We start from the raw sequence: 18646 nt of genomic DNA, 5'->3' as shown, positions 1-18646 counted from the left end.
AAGTAGGCGACCCGCATAGGTTAATTGGAACCGCTGGGTGCGAGACCCGCATGCCCAGTGGTGTGAGAGGGGTAGGTGAAAGCTTCCCCTACTCGATTTTGGCGCCTTTGTCTTGAGTACTGTACTGCTTCTGCCGGTGGATTATGTGAATGCGGACAGCCAAGCCTTTGCTGATGCGTAGAAAATGTCACAATAGACAGACAGCAAAATAAAGGAGAAGCACGGTGTCGCAGGAAATTGAACGGAAGTTTTTAGTTGTAGGCGATTCCTGGAGAAAGGGTGCAGTCGGAGTTCTGTATCGACAAGACTATCTCAACAGCGCTAAAGAGAGAACCGTCAGGGTCCGAACCATTGGAGACAAAGGCTTTTTAACGGTAAAGGGTTTAACAGTTGGCTGCACACGCCTCGAATTTGAGTACGAGATCCCTTATAGCGACGCTGAAAAAATGCTGGATGAGCTTGCAGAGAAACCGATCATTGAAAAATTACGCTACGTGATTCCCACTGACAACGGATTAAAGTGGGAGATTGATGAATTCTTAGGTGTCAATCAAGGACTGGTTGTAGCTGAAATAGAGCTTCCCTCTGTAGATGCCGGATTCCCTAAGCCGGAATGGCTCGGGAAAGAGGTCTCGCTGGATCCGCGCTTTTTCAACTCTAATTTAGTGTCTAACCCGTTCAGCACTTGGAAGAAATAGCCAAAGAACCAAATTTTCAGAACCGACAAACACGAAAATCCTTCTGCCGGAAAAACAGAAGGATTTTCTTCAACTTTCAGCTAATTAGCTGAGCTTCATTTCCTTGACGTCCTCCTCGTCATAAATAGCGAGGATTTCATACCACCTCTGCAGCGGCCGTAGCCTAATGCTGCAGTGGGTCTCTCTGGGTTCCTGCTGACAGCGGCCTTACTGCGCCGCTCATACCACAGGCTAACCGGGCCCGTCCGGCCCTTAGTACATTTATCGCTCCGACCAAATCCGCGTTGGCTCGGTATCCGCAGGCAACACACGCAAAAGAGGCTTGCGTTTTTCTGTTCTCCGCAGAAACCAAACCACATAGCGGACATGTTCGGCTGGTATTTTTGGGATCAACCTTGATTAATTTTCCTCCTCTCCGCTCCAACTTATTGGAGAGCATCCGGAAAAAGCCATACCATCCTTGATCCAAAATTGACCGGTTCAAGCTGCTCTTCTGCTTAACCTTTTTGCCCGGATTCTCTATTGTTCCGGCGGCAGAAGCTGACATATTAGAGACCTTCAGATCCTCAACGTACACGGTGCTGTGGTTTTGGGCTATCTGTGTCGAAGTCTTATGTAGGAAGTCTCTTCGGCTGTCGACGATATGGTGATGCAGTCGTGCAATCTTTATCTTCGTTTTTCTGCTGTTTCTACTTCCTTTTTTCTGTCGGGATAATTTTCGTTGAAGTTTTGCAAGTTTTTCCCGCTCACGCTTGAAAGGGCTGATGGGCTCAAAAAACTCTCCGTTCGACAGAGTTGCAAAACGTTTGACCCCCATGTCAATCCCTATCTCGGAAGGAGTTGGAGCAGGCGGGTTGTCCTCATATTCCGTCTGGATGCTGACATCCCATTTATCGCCGCGGCGAATGACGGTGACATTCTTTATCGTACCGATGATGTCTTGGCTTTTTCTATATCCAACCCAACCGAGTTTCGGCAGCCTAATCTTTTGTTTAACCTCATCGAGTTCAACTCCTTGAGGGAAACGAATAGAATCATGCCGGAACTTCTTCTTGTATTTTGGAAAATTCGCCCGTTTTTCGAAGAAATTGGTGTAGGCCCGATCAAGATCTTTTAGGGACTGCTGCAGCACCTGACTATGACACTCTTTCAGAAAAGGATGTTTCGATTTCCACTCAGGCAGTCTATTGGCGGCCTCCGTATATCTGAATGAGTGTTTGTTATCTTTTGCGTACAGGGACTTCTCAAGAGATAAGGTACGGTTGTAGACATAACGGGCACAGCCGCAGAATTGGCTGATTTGACGAGCTTGCCGGCCATTAGGCTTTAATTCAAATTTAAAGGCAGTTCGTATCAGCATTGTATTCCTTGTATTTCCTACGCTAATTATACTTGGCCCATGAATAAGAAAGAGTAGTGATATTAGGCGAGGCAGACACTGCGCTTGTACTTTATTCATTCGCCCGATTTTTGACCGTCGTCGTATTCTGCAATAGTGAGAGGCATGAAGGGAAATTCCGCTCCGGTTTTTTGAATATTGGAGCGGAATTAACAGAACTTGATTGAAAAAAGAATCACGTCGGCTTGCGGGTCAATTATCTCTCGAAATTTCCGTACAACTGAATTAACTGCATTAAGAAGGAGTTTTGAAATATATGGGACAGCAAAATACGGTTGGGCAACCCTTCTGTTGGGCCCTTATATCACCGTCATGAATGACGGCGTTTTACGGGCCCTGCCGATAAATTCCCATTGTTCGGCGGTTATTTCATCAGCCAATACCAATTCGTTCGAGGAAAAGACGCGGGACGAGTCGGGCCTAATCACTTCAATCGTCATGTCGGTGCGCTCGGTTACCACTACTTCCTCAGCAAACAAACCATGGCCTACACCGTTGTATCCGGAGCACAAGGAACGGGCCTATTGCGAGGAGAAAAAGGCTCAAATCGCATTGTGACTCATGTCGGTATGGTTCATTTCTTCTAAGCCCCGGTATCTCCAGACAGCTCTTTCAACTGGGAAGTTTTTCCTATGAATACATTAGACGCAGACGATAGACATCAACCCAATTACTTCCAAGCAAATATCTCCTCTGAGAGAACCTTGGGCGAAGGAACCATCATATCCATTGACCCGAGGATAGCGGCGCCTAAGATACCCAAGCGGCTCTTTAACCTTGTTAAAGAGTTAGGGCGCGAGAGAACGCTGCACAAAGACGAATTACTTTACGCAAAAGACTCTTACGTCCACAAGTTAGCTGTGGTGATAGACGGGATCATTGGAAAAGCAATGCTTGACCCTCAGACTGTAAACACGGAAGCATATGCGATCGCCACGCCTTTCTGTTTAGCGTCCGGATATCTGAATTTTTTCTCTGAAAGACCCTGTGGACAAGCGTGTTTTGCAATGACTCCTGTGAGGATCGTTGAGTGCGATACAGAGGATCTGAAAGCAGAGCTTATGAAAGATCCGGAGTTATTTTTTGAGGCTGCTGCACATTTTGAACTGTGTGCGGCTGCGGACAAGGTAGCACTAATTGGCCGTATTTGCCCCGACACTGAAAAAGCTAAAGGCCTTCTTTCTGATTTAGCGCAGAATTTCTAAAGTTATAGCCACCAATCGGCCTAGGCATTTCTGTCGTTACGGATAATATTTACTTGTCTCTTCTTTACCAAGAATCTTTTCAAGACGCTCTCGTACGTGCAGGAATTCTTGAGTGGATTGGTTCGCGTACCACTCCATGAAAAGTCTGACACGTTTTTTGTGCCACGCTTCCTTCGAACAAGCGACATATGCACCCCAGCTCGGCTGGTGCCGGCCGGGCAAAATAACCTTCAACTGCCCCGACTCCAATAAATCTGCACAGTGGTAAAGAGGCATGTCAACAGCAATACCCAATCCGCTGGTTAGAGCCTTTTTGATCATGATGATGTCAGTCGATTCCATCGTGCTCTTGAAAACGACAGGATGTTTTTCCTGTCCTCTTTCCAAAAATCTTGTAGGAGGTCTTACGGGTCCCGTATAACAAAAACCTGAGTGCTCCGTTAGGTCTCCCGGGTGCGCTGGTTCACCGTATTTACTAAGGTACTCAGGCGAAGCAACAGCAACGAAAACAGGCACCCCTCGATCTAAAACAACTAGACCGTCGCGATTGAAGTCACCATTAACGGAAACAATATCAATTTCGCCTTTTCTGCACTCTTCTAACTGACGGCCGTTAGAAACATGAAAATTTACCTCGGGATACAGCTCTTTGAACTTTTGCAACCAACCCATTAAGAAAGTTGATAGAGAGCCTGAAGCAGCAGAAAACTTAATAACACCTTCAATTAAAGAACTATCTTCTTTTGTCAGCTCAAGGAAGCGATCGTGAGTCCGAAGCACAGGAGTGAAGCGATCGAGGATTTCTTTACCAAATTCTGTGATTTGAACCGGCCGCTTAGTTCGGTCAATGAGCTTTCTATCCAAAGCTTTTTCTAAAGAAGCAATTGAGCGGCTCACTGTGGAAACTTCCACATCCAGTTCCTTGGCAGCGTCAATCAAGCTTCCACACTTGGAAAAAGATTCCAAAGCACGCCACGCTTCTAAGTTATTGATGGGATTCATTAGGCTCTCTATTTGCGTTTCTGCAAATTAGAGTAGCGGGTTTTGCCTTGTGCCACAAGCATCTCAGCAAAATAATACCTAAAGGAGGTCATTCTCGAAATAACTATTTTGCATATTTGCATTTTCAACCGAAATAAAGCCTCAAAAACAACCATCAAGGAGAATATGATGAACTTTATGCCATGGATCTCGATCGCGATCCTGATATACACGGGTTACTTACTGATAAAGCGTTCTCAAACTCATATGACACTGCTGTTGTCGGGCTTGGCAATGCTTTTTCTAGCCATTAGTTTTGGAGTAACAAATTTTCTCCCGAAAGATGTAAAGCCTTCGGGCTTTGTGGTTTTTGACATCTTTGACCTGCTCCGCTCTATCGGTACTAAGCAAGTATCCGGCATTGGTTTTCTGATCATGGCCGCAGGCGGTTTTGCCGCCTACGTGGACACGATTGGGGCGGCAAAGGCATTAGTTGACTTCTGCATCAAACCTCTTAGAAGGCTCTCTCAGCCGTACCTCATTCTTGTCCTGGGTTACTTGATCGGAACAGCACTCGTTATCGTTATTCCATCGGCTGCCGGTCTGGCTATGCTGCTTTTAGTTGCTTTATTCCCAATCTTAGTTGGTGTCGGAGTCTCTCCTGCTGCAGCCGTAGCGGTTATAGGAACAACTGCTTGCATCGGATTTGCACCGGCAGCTGGAACGGCCAACTTAGCGGCTAAAACAGCAGGTGTCGAACCGGTTATTTACCTTGTTCATTACCAGCTTCCGGTTGCCTTATGCGTCATTGCATCCGTAGCCATTGCTCACTATTTCGTTCAAAAGTACTACGACAAAAAGAATGATGACATCTATTCTCAGACTCAGACCATCGAAGCTCCGGAAGAAAGCCGCGCGCCGAAGTGGTACGCCATTTTCCCGATCCTGCCCGTTATCTTAATGATCATCTTCTCCAAGCTTGTGTACGCAAAGATCCAGCTCAATACTGTTTCTGCTCTTCTACTCGTTTGGGTGTTAGTTGTGCTCATCGAACTCATTCGTTTCCGCGACGCTAAGAAAGTATTCAAAGAAGCGATGCAGTTTTTCAAAAAGATGGGCGCGATGTTCGCCTCTATCGTTGCGTTAATTATCTGCGCGGAATTCTTTGCTGCCGGATTAAAGGCAACAGGCGTTGTAGCATTACTTATTCAATCTGCCAACGGTTTAGGACTGGGAATGGGCGGCATGACAACAGTTCTGACTGTCATTGTCGGAGCGGTTACTTTCCTGACCGGATCCGGAGTCGGAGCTTTTTCCAGTTTTGCAGCATTGGCGCCAGATGTAGCTGCAAGTTTTGGCGGAGATCCGGCTGCCATTGTTAGTCCGATGCAAATTGCTTCCGGAATCTTTAGAGCCATGAGTCCAGTCGCCGGTGTTGTCATCGCCGTCGCAGGTGCGGTTGGCATTTCTCCAATGGCACTGGTAAGAAGAACAACTGTTCCGATGATCGTGGCTTTCGTCGTCACAATGATCGCCAACTGGCTATTCTTTATCGTCTGAAAGCAGCAGACATTGAGCGATAAACACTTTCACGAAAAAGTTTTTTAATTAGCCGTATGCTCAGGAAGCCGCGTTGAGCATGCGGCTTCCTTTTTACTTCCAGGAAATTACTTCAAAGCAGATTGTCCGGAAACTCTTCCGAAAACCATCGCGTCTGCAATGCCGTTTCCGCCGACTCGGTTAGAACCATGAACACCGCCGGTCACTTCGCCCGCTGCGAAAAGTCCTGGAATAACTTGGCCATTCTTATCCAATACCTGGGCCGCTGAATTAATTTGGATGCCGCCCATTGTATGGTGAACTGCAGGAACCATGGGCGTGGCGTAGAAAGGACCTTCCGTCATCGGCTTATCATCCTGTGTGAATTTTTTGAAGCCAAGATTGTCTTCCTTAATTTTCCCTGTAACGACATTGTTATAGGTGTCAATCGATGCACGAAGTTTTTTCGGATCCATACCCGTTTTCTGAGCAAGCTCTTCAATCGTGTTGCCAGAGAAAGCTTGTCCTAACTTTATCATTTCTCCAATTGTTAAATTCTTGGACAAATAATCCAAAGTCGGATATTTCACATGGTTTGAGACAATCCAATAGTTTCCGCCCTCTTTAAAGATGGCCTTGCACAGAGTATCGCGTGCCGCATCTTCATTCACAAAACGGTCACCTTGGGGCGTAAGGAAGATGCGGTTTCTTCCGCTAGGCCAGCTGGACATAATACCTGTTTTCGGAGTTCCGCCCGGATGCAGCTGAATATCATCAAGATTGATGACATTAGCACCGACTTGTTCGGCGAGTTTTAGCCCGTCGCCTTGAGATGCTTTGAAATTGTTCGTACAGGGAATATTTTTATCGAGCGTGACTTCTTTCCATACTCCGGTATTCTTGGCTTGCCTCATTTCTACGTTGGAACCAAAACCACCGGTTGCAATGATGACACCTTTGCTCGCCATGAAATTGACGTCCTTACCGTCGTGCTTGCCTACAACGCCAATCACCTTGCCAGCCTCATCCTTAATGAGTTTCACAGCCTGAGTATCGGTAAATACTTTCACTTTATCCGGATAGGCTTTGATGAATTTTTCCAACACTCGGATATAGCCGTAACCGCCTCCTTCAGCGCCATGACCACGCGGATAAAGGCCTCCAACAATCACTCGTACCTTAGGTCCGAATCCAAGTCCTTTGCCTTCCAGCCAATGCATCGTTGCCGGAGCCTCTTCAACGAGCTTCTTCACCAATTCCGGATTATTCTTGTTATGACCGCCTCTCATCGTGTCTTGGAAATGTCTTTCGATGCTGTCTTCGATGTTTTGACGGTTTTGTCTTTCGGGATCAACCGCGTTGTATCCGCCGCCGGAAACTACTGTGGAGCCGCCTAAATATCCAAGTTTTTCAACAATGATCGCTGTTCCGCCGGCTTCAATGACTGACGCGGCTGCCGCAAGACCCGCTCCGCCGCCTCCAATAATCACAACTTCGCTGTTATAGGAATCTTTCAGCTGCGCCTTCGGAAGTTTGTCCTGGAATTTAGAGAGATCAGCACCGGCAGCCTCAAGATTTTTCTTGACGGCATATTTCAACGCCATACTGGTCACGGAAGCGCCAGTTACATTATCAACATTGATCGTTTGATTTCTGATTATTTTCTTAGAAAGGTTCGCAATAGCCAGTTTTCCGACACCCGGGCTCTCTCTGTTATCCGTAAGGATATTGGCGATCTTTCCATCTTTCATGATCACATCGACGGTCATCGGTGCATTGTGCGCTTGAACCGTGTAGGAATAGACCTGATTTGTTTCAGCGTAAGCAGAAGAGGCAATCAGCACTCCAAATGCAGCTGCAGTTAAATGAAATCTTGCTGTTGTATTCATGAGATTCTCCTTAGAATGAGGCACAGAAAACATGGTAGAAAAAATAAAAAGATTAGGATTTTTAAAAAGAGCCTTTTCTACCTATATTGATAAAATTATCAATAAATATTGATTAAATCCTCAAATTTCCAAATGAAAGCTTCGGATCAAATTCAGGTTTGGAAATTATTCCTAAACCTTCGTAATTCAGGCAGTATTCGCAAAACTGCTGAACAATACGGGCACGATTCAGCGGAAATTTCCCGCACTCTAAGCAAGCTGGAAAAAGAACTGAAAGTTCCTCTCTTAGATCGGAGATCCCGACCTTTTCGTTTAACGGAAATGGGCGAAGAGATCTTTCCTTTGGTCGAGGATATGCTTGGCCGGTATGAGGAAATCTTAGAAAAAATCGAACAGAAAGCTAATAAGGAATCTGCAGTGATAAGGATTATGGTTCCAAATACTTTTGTCTCGATCTCGCACTCTCTTTTCTTTGAGTACATTAAGTTCTTTCCGAAGCATAAAATAAGAGTGATTACGCCTGTTAATACCGAAGAATTCAGAAAAGGAAGCGCAGATATCGTGGCTGTAACAGGCAACGTCACTTTGCCGGACACAGTTCTTATTCCTCGCGGCAGAATGATTTTTGTTCCTGTTGCGACGCCATCCTTCATTGAAAAATACGGCCTTCTTAATCATCCAGATCGTTTAGCCGAGGTCCCGGTGGGGCACACGTTTGGCGGAGACAAGTTCTCGCATACGCCGTTTGACAGCGTCTTCAAGCAAGGAAAACGCTGCCGCCTTCACTTGCGCCAACAAATTGAATGGTCTTCGCCCAATTTATTGTTTGAGTCCGTGCTGGCCGGAGAATGCGCTTCCCCCGGAATGCCGCTCTTTTACTGCATAGAAGCACTTCGAACCGGAAAGCTTGTTCCGATTCTTGACGGCTGGCACAGAGCTTCTCAGTTCAATTATCTCGCGTGCCATTCGTCTCGTTGGAACGTACCCTACATACGAACATTTATGAATTGGTTCGCTGAAAGATTTGCTGCGAAAGAGGCTCTGTATGAAAAAGAATTTGCTGAGCTCTTCGGTGAAGAACTTTTGCATGAGTTGATGACTTCCTAGAATCTCTGTTTCAAACTTCCTTCGCTTCGATTCTTTCAAGTGCTATTGGCCATCTAAAAAACTCGAATCGGGTGGGTCGACGCTCTTTCCTCCGTATTACGAACCGATAATGAGGGATAACGATAATCGGAGGTTGCATGAGCTCGATAACAGACATCTATAGCCCCAGGACGACTTTTCGTTGTACACGTCTTCGCGGCGCGAAGGTCGGAAGTTCCGTCTGCCAATTCTGCGCAGTCGGATGTTCCCAGTTAGGCTTCTCTAAAGACGGAAAATTAATTGACGTTGAAGGTGACCCCAGAAGTGCCGTCAACGAAGGCAGACTTTGCCCTAAAGGCTCTTCTACGTATGCCTTAAACGAGAATCCTTACCGGAAGGTAAAACCGATGTACCGTGCCCCGGGCTCGGATCATTGGGAAGAAGTCACCTTAGACTGGATGCTGGATACGGTGGCCAAACGCATTTGGGACACCAGAAACAAAGGCTTTGTCGAGAAAGACCCCGCGACCGGAATCACCGTCAATAACTGCGCCAATATCGGTTTTATCGGCGGATCGGCAAATGACAACGAAGAGTGCTACCTCTTCAGAAAGCTTTTCACAGGCGGTCTGGGCATTCTCCCGGTAGAAAACTCCGCTCGTTACTGCCACTCGACAACCGTTGCGGCATTAAGCCCGACTTTCGGTTTCGGTGCGTGCACCAATCCTCCGCGTGATCTTCTCAACAGCGACTGCATTCTGATCATGGGCTCCAACATGGCCGAAGCCCATCCCTGCGCCTTCTATTGGCCGATGCAGGCAAAAAAGAAAGGCACAGTCACCATCCATGTGGATCCTCGCTACACACGTACAAGCGCGGCATGCGATCATCATGTACACATTCGTCCGGAAACGGATATTGCATTCCTTTCCGCGGTAATCCGTTACATCCTGGAAAAAGACCTGTGGTTTAAAGAATATGTGCTCGCCTACACAAACGCTTCGACCATCATCAATCCGAAATTCAACTTTGATGATGTCACCGGCCTATTTAACGGCTGGGACCCTGCCACACGTTCATACAGCAAAGAACCGGATTCTTGGGATTATGAATATGAAATGAATCCCGACGGATCGCGCGGTGCCCCGAAGACAGATCCGACGCTGCAGGATCCGCACTGCGTCTTCCAGCTGCTTAAAAAACAAGTCGAAAAATACACACCGGAAGCATCTGCCAATATTTGCGGCTGCCGCCCTTGCGACATTGTTAAGGTCGCCGAACTTTTAGCCCAAAACTCCGGTCCGGATAGAACTTCGGCGTTCTGCTACGCCACAGGCTTTACTCAGCATTCGGCCGGCTCTCAGATCATCAGGACCTGCGCTATTCTTCAAACGCTGCTCGGCAACATCGGACGCCCCGGCGGCGGCATTCTTGCCCTCCGCGGACACTCTAACGTGCAGGGCGCGACAGACATTCCGACATTGTTTGCCGATCTTCCGAACTACATCCCGCTGCCGAAAGTTGCGGAAGGCAATGCCACACTTAAGGACTACCTGGCAAACGGTCACGGTTTCAGTGGTGCAAGAAATAAAACAGACGGCATGTGGAAGCTTGAAACTGAGCGCGGCTCATGGGCTTCGCTTCCGAACTACATGGTCAGCCTTCTGAAAGCTTGGTACGGCGACTATGCCATGAAAGAAAACGAGTACGGTTTCCAATGGCTTCCGAAACTCGGCGGAAACGAATCTCTGACAGTGACCATCGACCGCGCCAAAAAAGGCGAAGTCGACGGCCTGTTGGTGTTCGGCCAAAACATTGCTGTGACCAACCCGAATACAGGCTGGGGCCGTACAGCCATTCGCAATCTGAAGTGGCTTGTCGTCTGCGACTTATTTGAAAACGAAACAGCATCTGTTTGGTATGCCGATCCTAACGGCCCCAAACCTTCTGAAGTTCAAACGGAAGTCTTCTACCTTCCGACAAACTCCTGCTTAGAAAAAGACGGCTCCGTCAGCAATACGGAACGTCTGATGCAGTGGCATGACCGTATCAAGGAAGCGCCGGGTGAGTGCAGATCCGACGCCTGGTGGACGTACCAATTAGGCAAGAGACTCAAAGCCATGGCTGAAACCTCGGGTCTTCCGAGGGATGAAGGTCTTCGCAGCCTGACATGGTCTTATGACATGCCTCAGGGCAAACAAAACGAGATGGGCCTGCCTCCGATTGAGGGCGACTGCGATCTCGATGCCGTTGCCTATGAAATGAACGGATTTGATATGGTTACCGGCAAGCCGATCCAAGGCTCCGGTGAATTAAAGAGCGACGGAACCACAGCCTGCGGCTGCCGCCTGCTTGCCGGCTTTATCAATGAAGCTGGAGAGAACTTAACCAAGAGGCGCGACGGCGGAACAGTCGACCATGAACTTGACCTGACCTATCGTTTCGCATGGCCGACCAACTCCCGCATTCTCTATAACCGCTGCTCTGCCGCTCCTGACGGCAAACCTTGGTCGGAGAGAAAGAAGCTCGTCTGGTGGGATGAAATCGAGCAGAAATGGGTCGGTTACGACAAGCCGCAGTTTGACGCTACCAAGCCGCCGAGCTATCGCCCTGCACCTGATGCTAAAGGCGGAGCCGCTTTAGACGGAACCGCCGCATTCGGCGCGCACTCCGACGGTAAAGCCTGGCTCTTCGTGCCCTACGGCATTAAAGAGGGTCCCTTCCCTGTCTTCTATGAATCCGTTGAATCTCCGTACACCAATACGCTTTGGAGTACGAGCCGAGTTCCGGATGTCGCGATCATTGACGATCCGATGAATAAAGTCACGGAACCCGGAGATCCGAACTTCCCGACCGTGATGACGACTTACCATATGGTCGAACACTGGATGTCCGGCTCCATGACAAGAACCATTCCTTGGCTTGTGGGTCTGCAGCCGCGGTCCTTCATTGAGATTTCGCCGGAATTGGCTGAAAGCATCGGCGTAACCACCGGCGGCTACGTATCCGTCAGAAGCCCGAGAAACGAGATTCAGGTTAGAGCGCTTGTGACACCGCGCTTGAGAATCGGCGTCATTGAAGGCCGACAGGCAAGCATCGCCGGACGCTTTGTCTGTTCCGGCTACAAGGGCATTGTCTGCGACCCGATTACCAACGACTTAAGTCCGGCAGACATGGCCGGAGACGGTTTAATCCCGAGCTCCAAGAGCTTTGTTGTGAAGATTGATAAACCGGATATGAACAAGGTTGAAAAATTCAATGAGTACCCGGTGGAATATCCGGCCGGAATGTCCGAACCAATTCCTGATACGCCTTGGGCAGCACAACCGGAGGGGAGGAATTAATCATGACATCCATCAATTCCAAAAACATTTTTGATGTCGTAAAGAAGAAATACGCACCCAACCAACCTGAAAAGAATCACAAGATCGATCCGGTTTACAGCCTGTTTGACCGTGATGATCCGCTTCCGAAGTGTCAGGAATTAGCCTTCTTCACCGATACCTCTATTTGTACCGGATGCAAATCCTGTGAGGTCGCTTGTAAACAGTGGAACCAATTAGAATCCGATCCGTATCATTGGTCCGGTGACAGCTACGACAACACCGGTGATCTTTCTGCCAATAATTGGCGTCATGTGAAATTCATTGAGCGCTTTCCCGAAAAGAATGCTGTCGATCGTCCGGCTCCCGCAACCATTGATTCGCTGCTTAAAGAACCGAAAGCCGGTAAATGGCTGTTCATGAGTGATCAGTGCAAACACTGCCGCACTTCCCCGTGCCATGAGGCTTGTCCAACCGGTGCGATTGTTCGGAATGAATTCGGTGGGGTTTACTATCAGACCGATATTTGTATGGGCTGCGGCATGTGCGTTGCAGCCTGCCCCTTCGGAGTACCGGAAATCAGTCCGAAGACCGGACACTCCATGAAGTGCGCCGAATGCTACGACCGCTTAAAAGACGAACTTCGTCCGGCCTGCCAGGAGGCTTGTACAACCGGGGCAATTCAGTTCGGCCCGCGTGAACTGATGGTTCGCGAAGCTCGTGACCGTGTCAATTATCTGATCACACACGGCCATCCAGAAGCTCAGCTCTACGGTGTGGATCCGTTTGAAAACTACGACAGCTTGAATTCCTTCTATCTTTTGATGGATAAGCCGGAAGTTTACGGTCTGCCCTCGGATCCGGTTACGCCGACGAAATACATGGCAGGCGATTACCTGCGAGGCGCAGCAACGCTCATCCTTTGTGCGGCGGCTGTTGCGGCTTGTTTAGTCTAAGGAGAAAAAGATGAACATGACCAACATGAAAAATCCTAAACCTTGGGCTGAAGGCCATCCTTCTCTGTATCAAGGGCATGACATCACGCATCGTCCCGACTGGGCAAATATTATTGTCTGGGATGCGTTTTTCAATAACTTAACCGCGGGCTTTATGGTCTTAACCGGTATTGCTTGGTTTGCCGGTCCCCCGCTCTTTGCCGCTCTTCTGCCCTTTGCTTTGACGCTTGCTCTCTTAATCGTCATTGTTGACCTTGTGCTCTTGGTCTTTGATTTAGGAGATCCGCCTCGATTCATCCACGCGATGCGCGTGCTGCATTTCACTTCTCCGCTTTCCGTGGGTGTTTGGGGCCTGGCTTGCTATGCGACCTGCTTAGGATGTGCAGTTGGCATTTACTGGCTGTCCGTTTACTCCGTCGCAACGAATGACTTTTTAGCGCCCTACATCGCTTGGCTCGATATCTTGATGCGGCTCTTTACCGTGTTGGCGTTTATCGGCGCCGTCGTAGTCATTTGCTACAAAGGCGTAGCTTTTAGCTGCACCTCTCAGCCGGGCGTAAAGAAAGCCCGCTGGCTGACTTCTTTCATGGTATCGGATGCCCTTCTAATGGGCTGCGGACTCTATGCGATTATGGCTGCCTGCTTAGGCTTTTGGGATGCATGCGCTTACCTGCTTCTGCCTTTCATCATTCTTGAAGTCGCAAGGACGGTCGCCTTTAGCCTCCTTTGGATGGAAACCGCAGAAAGAGCTAGGAAAGTTTATTCCGGCGAGAACACGCTGCTGCGCGTCTGGGTTTACTTAATCGGCGGTCTGCTTGCTGCCGTTTTAGCTTTCTTCGGTGTTTACGGAATGTGCGCTGCAGGGGCTTTAGTTCTCCTTACCGGCGTATTCGAGCGCTATTGGCTCATCGGAATTACCAAGAAGATTTAGGGCATGATTTGAGATAAGAACCGAGCCTCTCACGAGGCTTCGGTTCTTTGTGCTTTCCGTTCAATATGGTTTTGCGAGATGCTTTGAAAAACTCTGCAATGGAAAGTTGCTCAATGTGCCAACCTCATTTAAGACTTCGCTCAATGTGGTGAGGTAATATCCGACGCTCAAATTATGTTTTTTCAGGATAAGTTGTTGATATGTGGCGATTGGCTTTCCCGGTTTTAGGTGCGATTTTATTCGGAGCTCATTTATACTTTTGGGGAAATTATCTTCTTTTGCCCATCCCCCTTATCCTACTGATTCTGCTGTTCATTCCTTTCAGACCGGTTTGCTGGCTTTGGGAGGTCTGCCTGATTTGTTTCGGTGTTGAGTGGCTGATTTCCGCCTACCAGCTTTATTTACGCCGCATTGCGGCAGGGATGCCTTTTGCTCTTGGCACTTCGATTCTGGTTGTCTGCGGAATTTTAACAATGCTCTCAGCGCTTGTTTTCTTCAGCCGCAAAATTAAAAACCGTTATCCGCTTCACGTCTAACTCACAGTTTCGGATATGAGAAAACGGCATACCCACGAAGATATGCCGTCAACATTCGCTAATTTTAACTAGAAGACGCCTTCTGCCTGCATCTTCATCAGTTCATTTGCAACGTAGGCCATTTCCTGCGGTGTGCCTAAGGAAATACGGCACCAGTTCATTGCCGGCGGGAACGGTCTTCCGACCAAAATATTTCTTGCTGCCATCTTCTTCTGGAACGCACGAATCGGCTCATTCAACTCAAAGAACATGAAGTTCGTACTCGAAGGAAGATATTTAACACCGAGCTTGTCAAAACAAGAAGCCAAAATCTTGCGGCTTTCCAAGTTTGAAGCTCTGGAATATTCCTGGAACGGCTCATCATCCAAGGAAACCAAAGCTGCGGTGACACCAGGGTAGTTTAGTTTTTCGCCTGCCACCTGATCTTTCATCATTTTAATAATCGCCGGAGCTCCTACCGCAAATCCTACCCGCATGCCGGCCATGGCGTATAGCTTCGAGAACGTCTTTAACAGGACCACGTTGTCTAAACCGTCCTGGATCAAATTGGCCATCGATTTAAAGTTCGGATCACTGACGTATTCTGCATAAGCCTCATCGGCAATGAACAAAGTATTGTCCGGTTTACTTCTTACCCATGGCTCGATCTCAGAAGCCGGAGTCACAGTTGACGTAGGATTGTTCGGATTCACGAAGTAAACAATAGAGAATCCGTCGAAATCATCCACAGCCTTCTTCAATCCGGCGACATCAACCTTCCAATTTGCAAGCATCGGCACTTTTACAATAGGTACGCTATAGAGCTCGGCAAAGTGCTGTCCATCCCCATAAGTAAGTTCCGGGATTACCAGCTGAACTTTCGGCAAACGCGAATACGCACCCAACAAAGCTCGGATACCCTCGGAAGAACCGTCCGTCAAAAGGAGAAAATTCTTCGGCACGTTGTACATGTCACAGAGCTTGGCGTGAAGCTGTGTAATCTCTGCTTTAGCGTAACGGTTTCCTTTTGCGACGGAATCGCGTGCAGCGGCCTGAGCGCTCGGACTCATACCCAGGGCGTTTTCGTTAAAGTTAATTCGAATCGGATTATCTGCAGTCGGAGCGATGAAAGGAACATTCGCCGGTGCCTGTGCAAAGGCTTTGACAGGAAGTGCGGCACTGACAGCAGCCCCTAACAGGCTGAAATTAAGGAAAGTCCGTCTTCTTAAAGCGAGAGAGTTTGACATTTTGGTTCTCCTGTTTGTGTTCGAATGCACTTGAACTACATGCATATTCCGTGCCAACTTTTTTAAGACGTGATCAGCGCTTTAAAGCGAAGCAAACAGGAAAACGACAGAAAAATCCCCGCTTTGTGCACAACTAAGTAGCGGAGAGCACAAAAGCGGGGCAATTTTTATTTGAAATTCTGAAAAATTCCAATAACTTTCCGTTAGTGGAGCAAGAGCATCACAATAAAGAAGACGGAAAGCAAGTACATCTCGATGCGAATCTTCTTAAATTTTCCCGAGATCAAGTTAATCAGAACATAACTCAGTAAACCGAATACGATGCCGTTTGCAATGCTATAAGTAAGCGGAATAGTGATGATGCAGATGAAGGCGGGAATGGCTTCTGCGTAGTCATCCAGGTCAATTTCCTTAATACAAGAGATCATTAAGAAACCGACCAAGATCAAGACGGGAGCGGTAGCCTGCGCAGGAATCGATAAGAAAAGCGGCGCAAAGAAAAGAGACAGGAAGAAGCAAACCGCAATCACAAAAGCCGTTAATCCGGACTTTCCTCCGACGGAAACACCGGCTGCGCTTTCAACGTAAGTGGAAATCGCGCTCGTTCCCATACAGGCTCCGATGGTTGTACCCATAGCATCTGCGAAGAAGGGTTCTTTCATTCTCGGCATCTTTCCGTCTTTGACGAATCCGCCTTTATACAAGAGGCTCACCAGCGTGCCTAAGGTATCAAAGAGATCCATGAATAAGAAAGAGAAGACAACCATCACCATATCCACGGTGAAAATGTTGTGCCACTCGAATTTCATGAAAATCGGTTCAACGGAAGGCGGTGTAGAAACAAAGCCGTCGAAATGAGTTAGGCCGAACGGTATGCCGCAAATCGTTGTAATTGCAATACCGATCAGTAAAGCACCGGGAATATTTTTAACCAGAAGAACGGCCGTTGAAATTAAACCGACGATAACCAGCAACACGCTCGGCTGGAAAATTTGGCCCAGAGCAACAAGGGTCGCGTCATTCTTGACTGAAATTCCAGCGTTTTGAAGACCGATAAAGGCAATAAAAAGACCGATACCTACACCAATTGCCTTTTGAATACTCGGCGGCAGGGAATAAACGATCTTTTCTCGGACATTGGTAACAGTAAGAAGAATAAATATCAGACCTTCCAACAGCACAGCGGTGAGCGCGAACTGCCAGGTGTGCCCCATAGATAGGCAAACGGTATAGGCAAAAAAAGCATTAATACCCATGCCCGGCGCAAGTCCGAAAGGCATCTTGGCGTAAAGCGCCATGATAAGCGTCGCGATGCCGGAAGTAATTGCCGTAGTAGCAAAAAGCGCTCCCTTATCCATACCCGTGATCCCGAGAATGGCCGGGTTTACGGCCAGGATATAGGCCATTGTGAGGAAAGTGGAGACGCCTGCGATGATTTCGGTTCTGACCGTCGTCTTTGCAGGATCAAACCCGAAGTATTTCTGAAGAAGCTGGTTCATCATATTTAGGCGCGGAGATCCCTGCCTTCAGGCAGGGGAGGAAGCGCCTCCTCCTTTCGAATTTCTGTTAAATAGGTTTGTCTCTTTTGCAGCAGACGCAGCTTTTTATAGCTGATACCGGCTGAGATGCGGGTTCCGTCAAGTTTTCGAACATCAAAGCTCCCGGATGATCGACGACCGAAAATGAATCCTTCTTCTCCCTTGCAGGCAACTTTATCAAAAAGACGGAAGCCATTGATCTCAAAGGGAGCCTGATTGCGCTTTCGAATGCCGCCTTTGAGGATGGAGAGCTTGTGAATCTGCCGGTTGTTCCGACGCGTCTGCTTCTGGAACAGGAATTCGCCGAGCCTTTTGGCACCGAGATTGCCAGCAATGCAAAAAGCATCCGAACAATGCGACTTGGTAATGCCGCTCTTGATCCGTGCGTGCTTGGTTAGGTAGCCGTAGGTGTTGTTCACTTCCAACTTAGAATGCGACGCCTTCAGGCGGTTCAAAACCTCCCAACGCATAATTCCCATGAAGGTCTCCGCACGGAACGACTGACCGCGCTTGGCCCTCAGCTTGATTTCGCCGCGATGAAGCGCCTTATGGCACGTCTCACAAAGCGTAATCAGGTTGCCGGGCGAATCTCCGCCGGTACGTCTGCTTTCCAGGTGATGAACATTGAGCACCGGGTCTTTCGATCTGCCGTGACAATACTGACAAACGTGTCCGTCTCTGAAAAGAACATACTCGCGGACGTTCCATAAGCCGAGCTGTTCGCCCTCTTGGTACTCTTTCTCTGCAATGTCTGGATTCTTCAGCAGCTGCATGTCGAAGGACGCCGTTTCCACGGTGATCTTCGTGACCGGCAGCAGTCGAAGAACCGTTTCTATGCGCGACAAGTGCGCGTTGATTCTGTTTTCAACCGACGGTGCAAGCCAGCCTTTGCGTTTGGTGCGGATGCGGTTGTCGAACCTCGGCGCGCGGTAGCGCGTTTTGCGGTTACGACGAGACTGCCGTAACGCACGACGAGCAGAGAGCAGATCAGAGACGTCCTGACGAAGTTCAACTTCTGATGCATAAAGTTCAGCCTTTTCCGTTGATGCGGAAAGACCGACATGTTTGTACCCGGCATCAACGCCCAGACTCACCGGCTGCTTGGTCTCGCCGGTCGCAATCGTCAGCTGGATGGTAAAAGGCGTTCGCCTTACCACAACGGCTTTCTTCTCTTTAAGCAGAAGCCGCGCTTTTGCCGGTGAACAAGGCATCAGCGGCTTCCCGCGTTTGTTCAAAATAAATACTCTCAAGTTTGTCTCCTCGGTCTTTCGACCGGTTGTGATCCTTCGCCAATGTTGGAAGGGGTTTCAAGCCGACAGCACCGCTCCTGCCTCTCAGA

At 48.4% G+C, this 18646-nt stretch carries 15 protein-coding genes; 9 read left to right on the top strand and 6 right to left on the bottom strand.

The window, feature by feature from the left end:
* Positions 1–224 precede the first annotated feature (224 nt).
* Entirely contained in the window at positions 225–698 is a 474-nt protein-coding gene (locus tag ACZND6_RS11000) for a CYTH domain-containing protein (protein ID WP_300835081.1), read from the top strand.
* Between the two features lie 163 nt (positions 699–861).
* Here ACZND6_RS11000 and ACZND6_RS10995 read toward each other — a convergent pair whose 3' ends face one another.
* Positions 862–2058 (bottom strand): RNA-guided endonuclease InsQ/TnpB family protein, encoded by a 1197-nt coding sequence (locus ACZND6_RS10995; RefSeq protein WP_489524678.1) that lies wholly within the window; start codon positions 2056–2058, stop codon positions 862–864.
* Positions 2059–2450: 392 nt separating this feature from the next.
* Here ACZND6_RS10995 and ACZND6_RS10990 point away from each other — a divergent pair, with 392 nt between their 5' ends.
* Both ACZND6_RS10990 and ACZND6_RS10985 read left to right on the top strand, forming a co-directional pair.
* Positions 2451–2684: a hypothetical protein gene (locus ACZND6_RS10990; protein ID WP_293738539.1), complete on the top strand. Its 234-nt coding sequence runs from the start codon at positions 2451–2453 to the stop codon at positions 2682–2684.
* Positions 2685–2729: 45 nt separating this feature from the next.
* Positions 2730–3302 carry a cyclic nucleotide-binding domain-containing protein gene (locus tag ACZND6_RS10985; RefSeq protein WP_489524677.1) on the top strand — a complete coding sequence of 191 codons (573 nt, stop codon included), beginning with the start codon at positions 2730–2732 and terminating at the stop codon, positions 3300–3302.
* 36 nt (positions 3303–3338) lie between these two features.
* Here the strand turns inward: ACZND6_RS10985 and ACZND6_RS10980 are convergent, their stop codons facing one another.
* Positions 3339–4304 (bottom strand): LysR family transcriptional regulator, encoded by a 966-nt coding sequence (locus ACZND6_RS10980; protein WP_293738541.1) that lies wholly within the window; start codon positions 4302–4304, stop codon positions 3339–3341.
* A 168-nt stretch (positions 4305–4472) separates the two neighbouring features.
* On the opposite strand from ACZND6_RS10980, the gene dcuC reads away from it, so the two are divergent.
* The gene (gene dcuC, locus ACZND6_RS10975; RefSeq protein WP_489524676.1) at positions 4473–5843 is read left to right on the top strand and encodes a C4-dicarboxylate transporter DcuC; all 1371 of its coding nucleotides are present in this window, start codon (positions 4473–4475) and stop codon (positions 5841–5843) included.
* A gap of 107 nt (positions 5844–5950) precedes the next feature.
* On the opposite strand, the gene ACZND6_RS10970 is transcribed toward dcuC, so the two are convergent.
* The gene (locus ACZND6_RS10970) at positions 5951–7711 is read right to left on the bottom strand and encodes a flavocytochrome c (protein ID WP_293738543.1); all 1761 of its coding nucleotides are present in this window, start codon (positions 7709–7711) and stop codon (positions 5951–5953) included.
* Positions 7712–7843: 132 nt separating this feature from the next.
* On the opposite strand from ACZND6_RS10970, the gene ACZND6_RS10965 reads away from it, so the two are divergent.
* From ACZND6_RS10965 to ACZND6_RS10945, 5 genes are all read left to right on the top strand, one after another.
* A complete protein-coding gene (locus tag ACZND6_RS10965; protein ID WP_489524675.1) occupies positions 7844–8818 on the top strand; it encodes a LysR family transcriptional regulator in 975 nt (324 codons plus the stop codon).
* Between the two features lie 137 nt (positions 8819–8955).
* Positions 8956–12141, top strand: coding sequence for a formate dehydrogenase-N subunit alpha (gene fdnG / locus ACZND6_RS10960; protein WP_293738486.1), 3186 nt, complete (start codon positions 8956–8958; stop codon positions 12139–12141).
* 2 nt (positions 12142–12143) lie between these two features.
* Positions 12144–13076, top strand: coding sequence for a 4Fe-4S dicluster domain-containing protein (locus ACZND6_RS10955; protein WP_240141268.1), 933 nt, complete (start codon positions 12144–12146; stop codon positions 13074–13076).
* Between the two features lie 10 nt (positions 13077–13086).
* Positions 13087–14007, top strand: coding sequence for an NrfD/PsrC family molybdoenzyme membrane anchor subunit (gene nrfD / locus ACZND6_RS10950; protein ID WP_293738485.1), 921 nt, complete (start codon positions 13087–13089; stop codon positions 14005–14007).
* Between the two features lie 278 nt (positions 14008–14285).
* The gene (locus tag ACZND6_RS10945) at positions 14286–14543 is read left to right on the top strand and encodes a hypothetical protein (RefSeq protein WP_293738484.1); all 258 of its coding nucleotides are present in this window, start codon (positions 14286–14288) and stop codon (positions 14541–14543) included.
* A gap of 68 nt (positions 14544–14611) precedes the next feature.
* Here the strand turns inward: ACZND6_RS10945 and ACZND6_RS10940 are convergent, their stop codons facing one another.
* The 3 genes from ACZND6_RS10940 to iscB all read right to left on the bottom strand — a co-directional run bounded on the left by ACZND6_RS10940 (position 14612) and on the right by iscB (position 18542).
* On the bottom strand, positions 14612–15769 hold the full coding sequence (locus tag ACZND6_RS10940; protein WP_293738483.1) for a pyridoxal phosphate-dependent aminotransferase: 1158 nt from the start codon (positions 15767–15769) through the stop codon (positions 14612–14614).
* Between the two features lie 203 nt (positions 15770–15972).
* Positions 15973–17271: an NCS2 family permease gene (locus ACZND6_RS10935; RefSeq protein WP_293738482.1), complete on the bottom strand. Its 1299-nt coding sequence runs from the start codon at positions 17269–17271 to the stop codon at positions 15973–15975.
* Positions 17272–17273: 2 nt separating this feature from the next.
* A complete protein-coding gene (gene iscB / locus ACZND6_RS10930; protein ID WP_489524679.1) occupies positions 17274–18542 on the bottom strand; it encodes an RNA-guided endonuclease IscB in 1269 nt (422 codons plus the stop codon).
* Positions 18543–18646 lie beyond the last annotated feature (104 nt).

The sequence above is a fragment of the Parasutterella sp. genome (assembly GCF_057870745.1).
The sequence above is the reverse complement of the archived record's forward strand: the minus strand, read 5'-3'. Positions and strand labels throughout refer to the sequence as shown.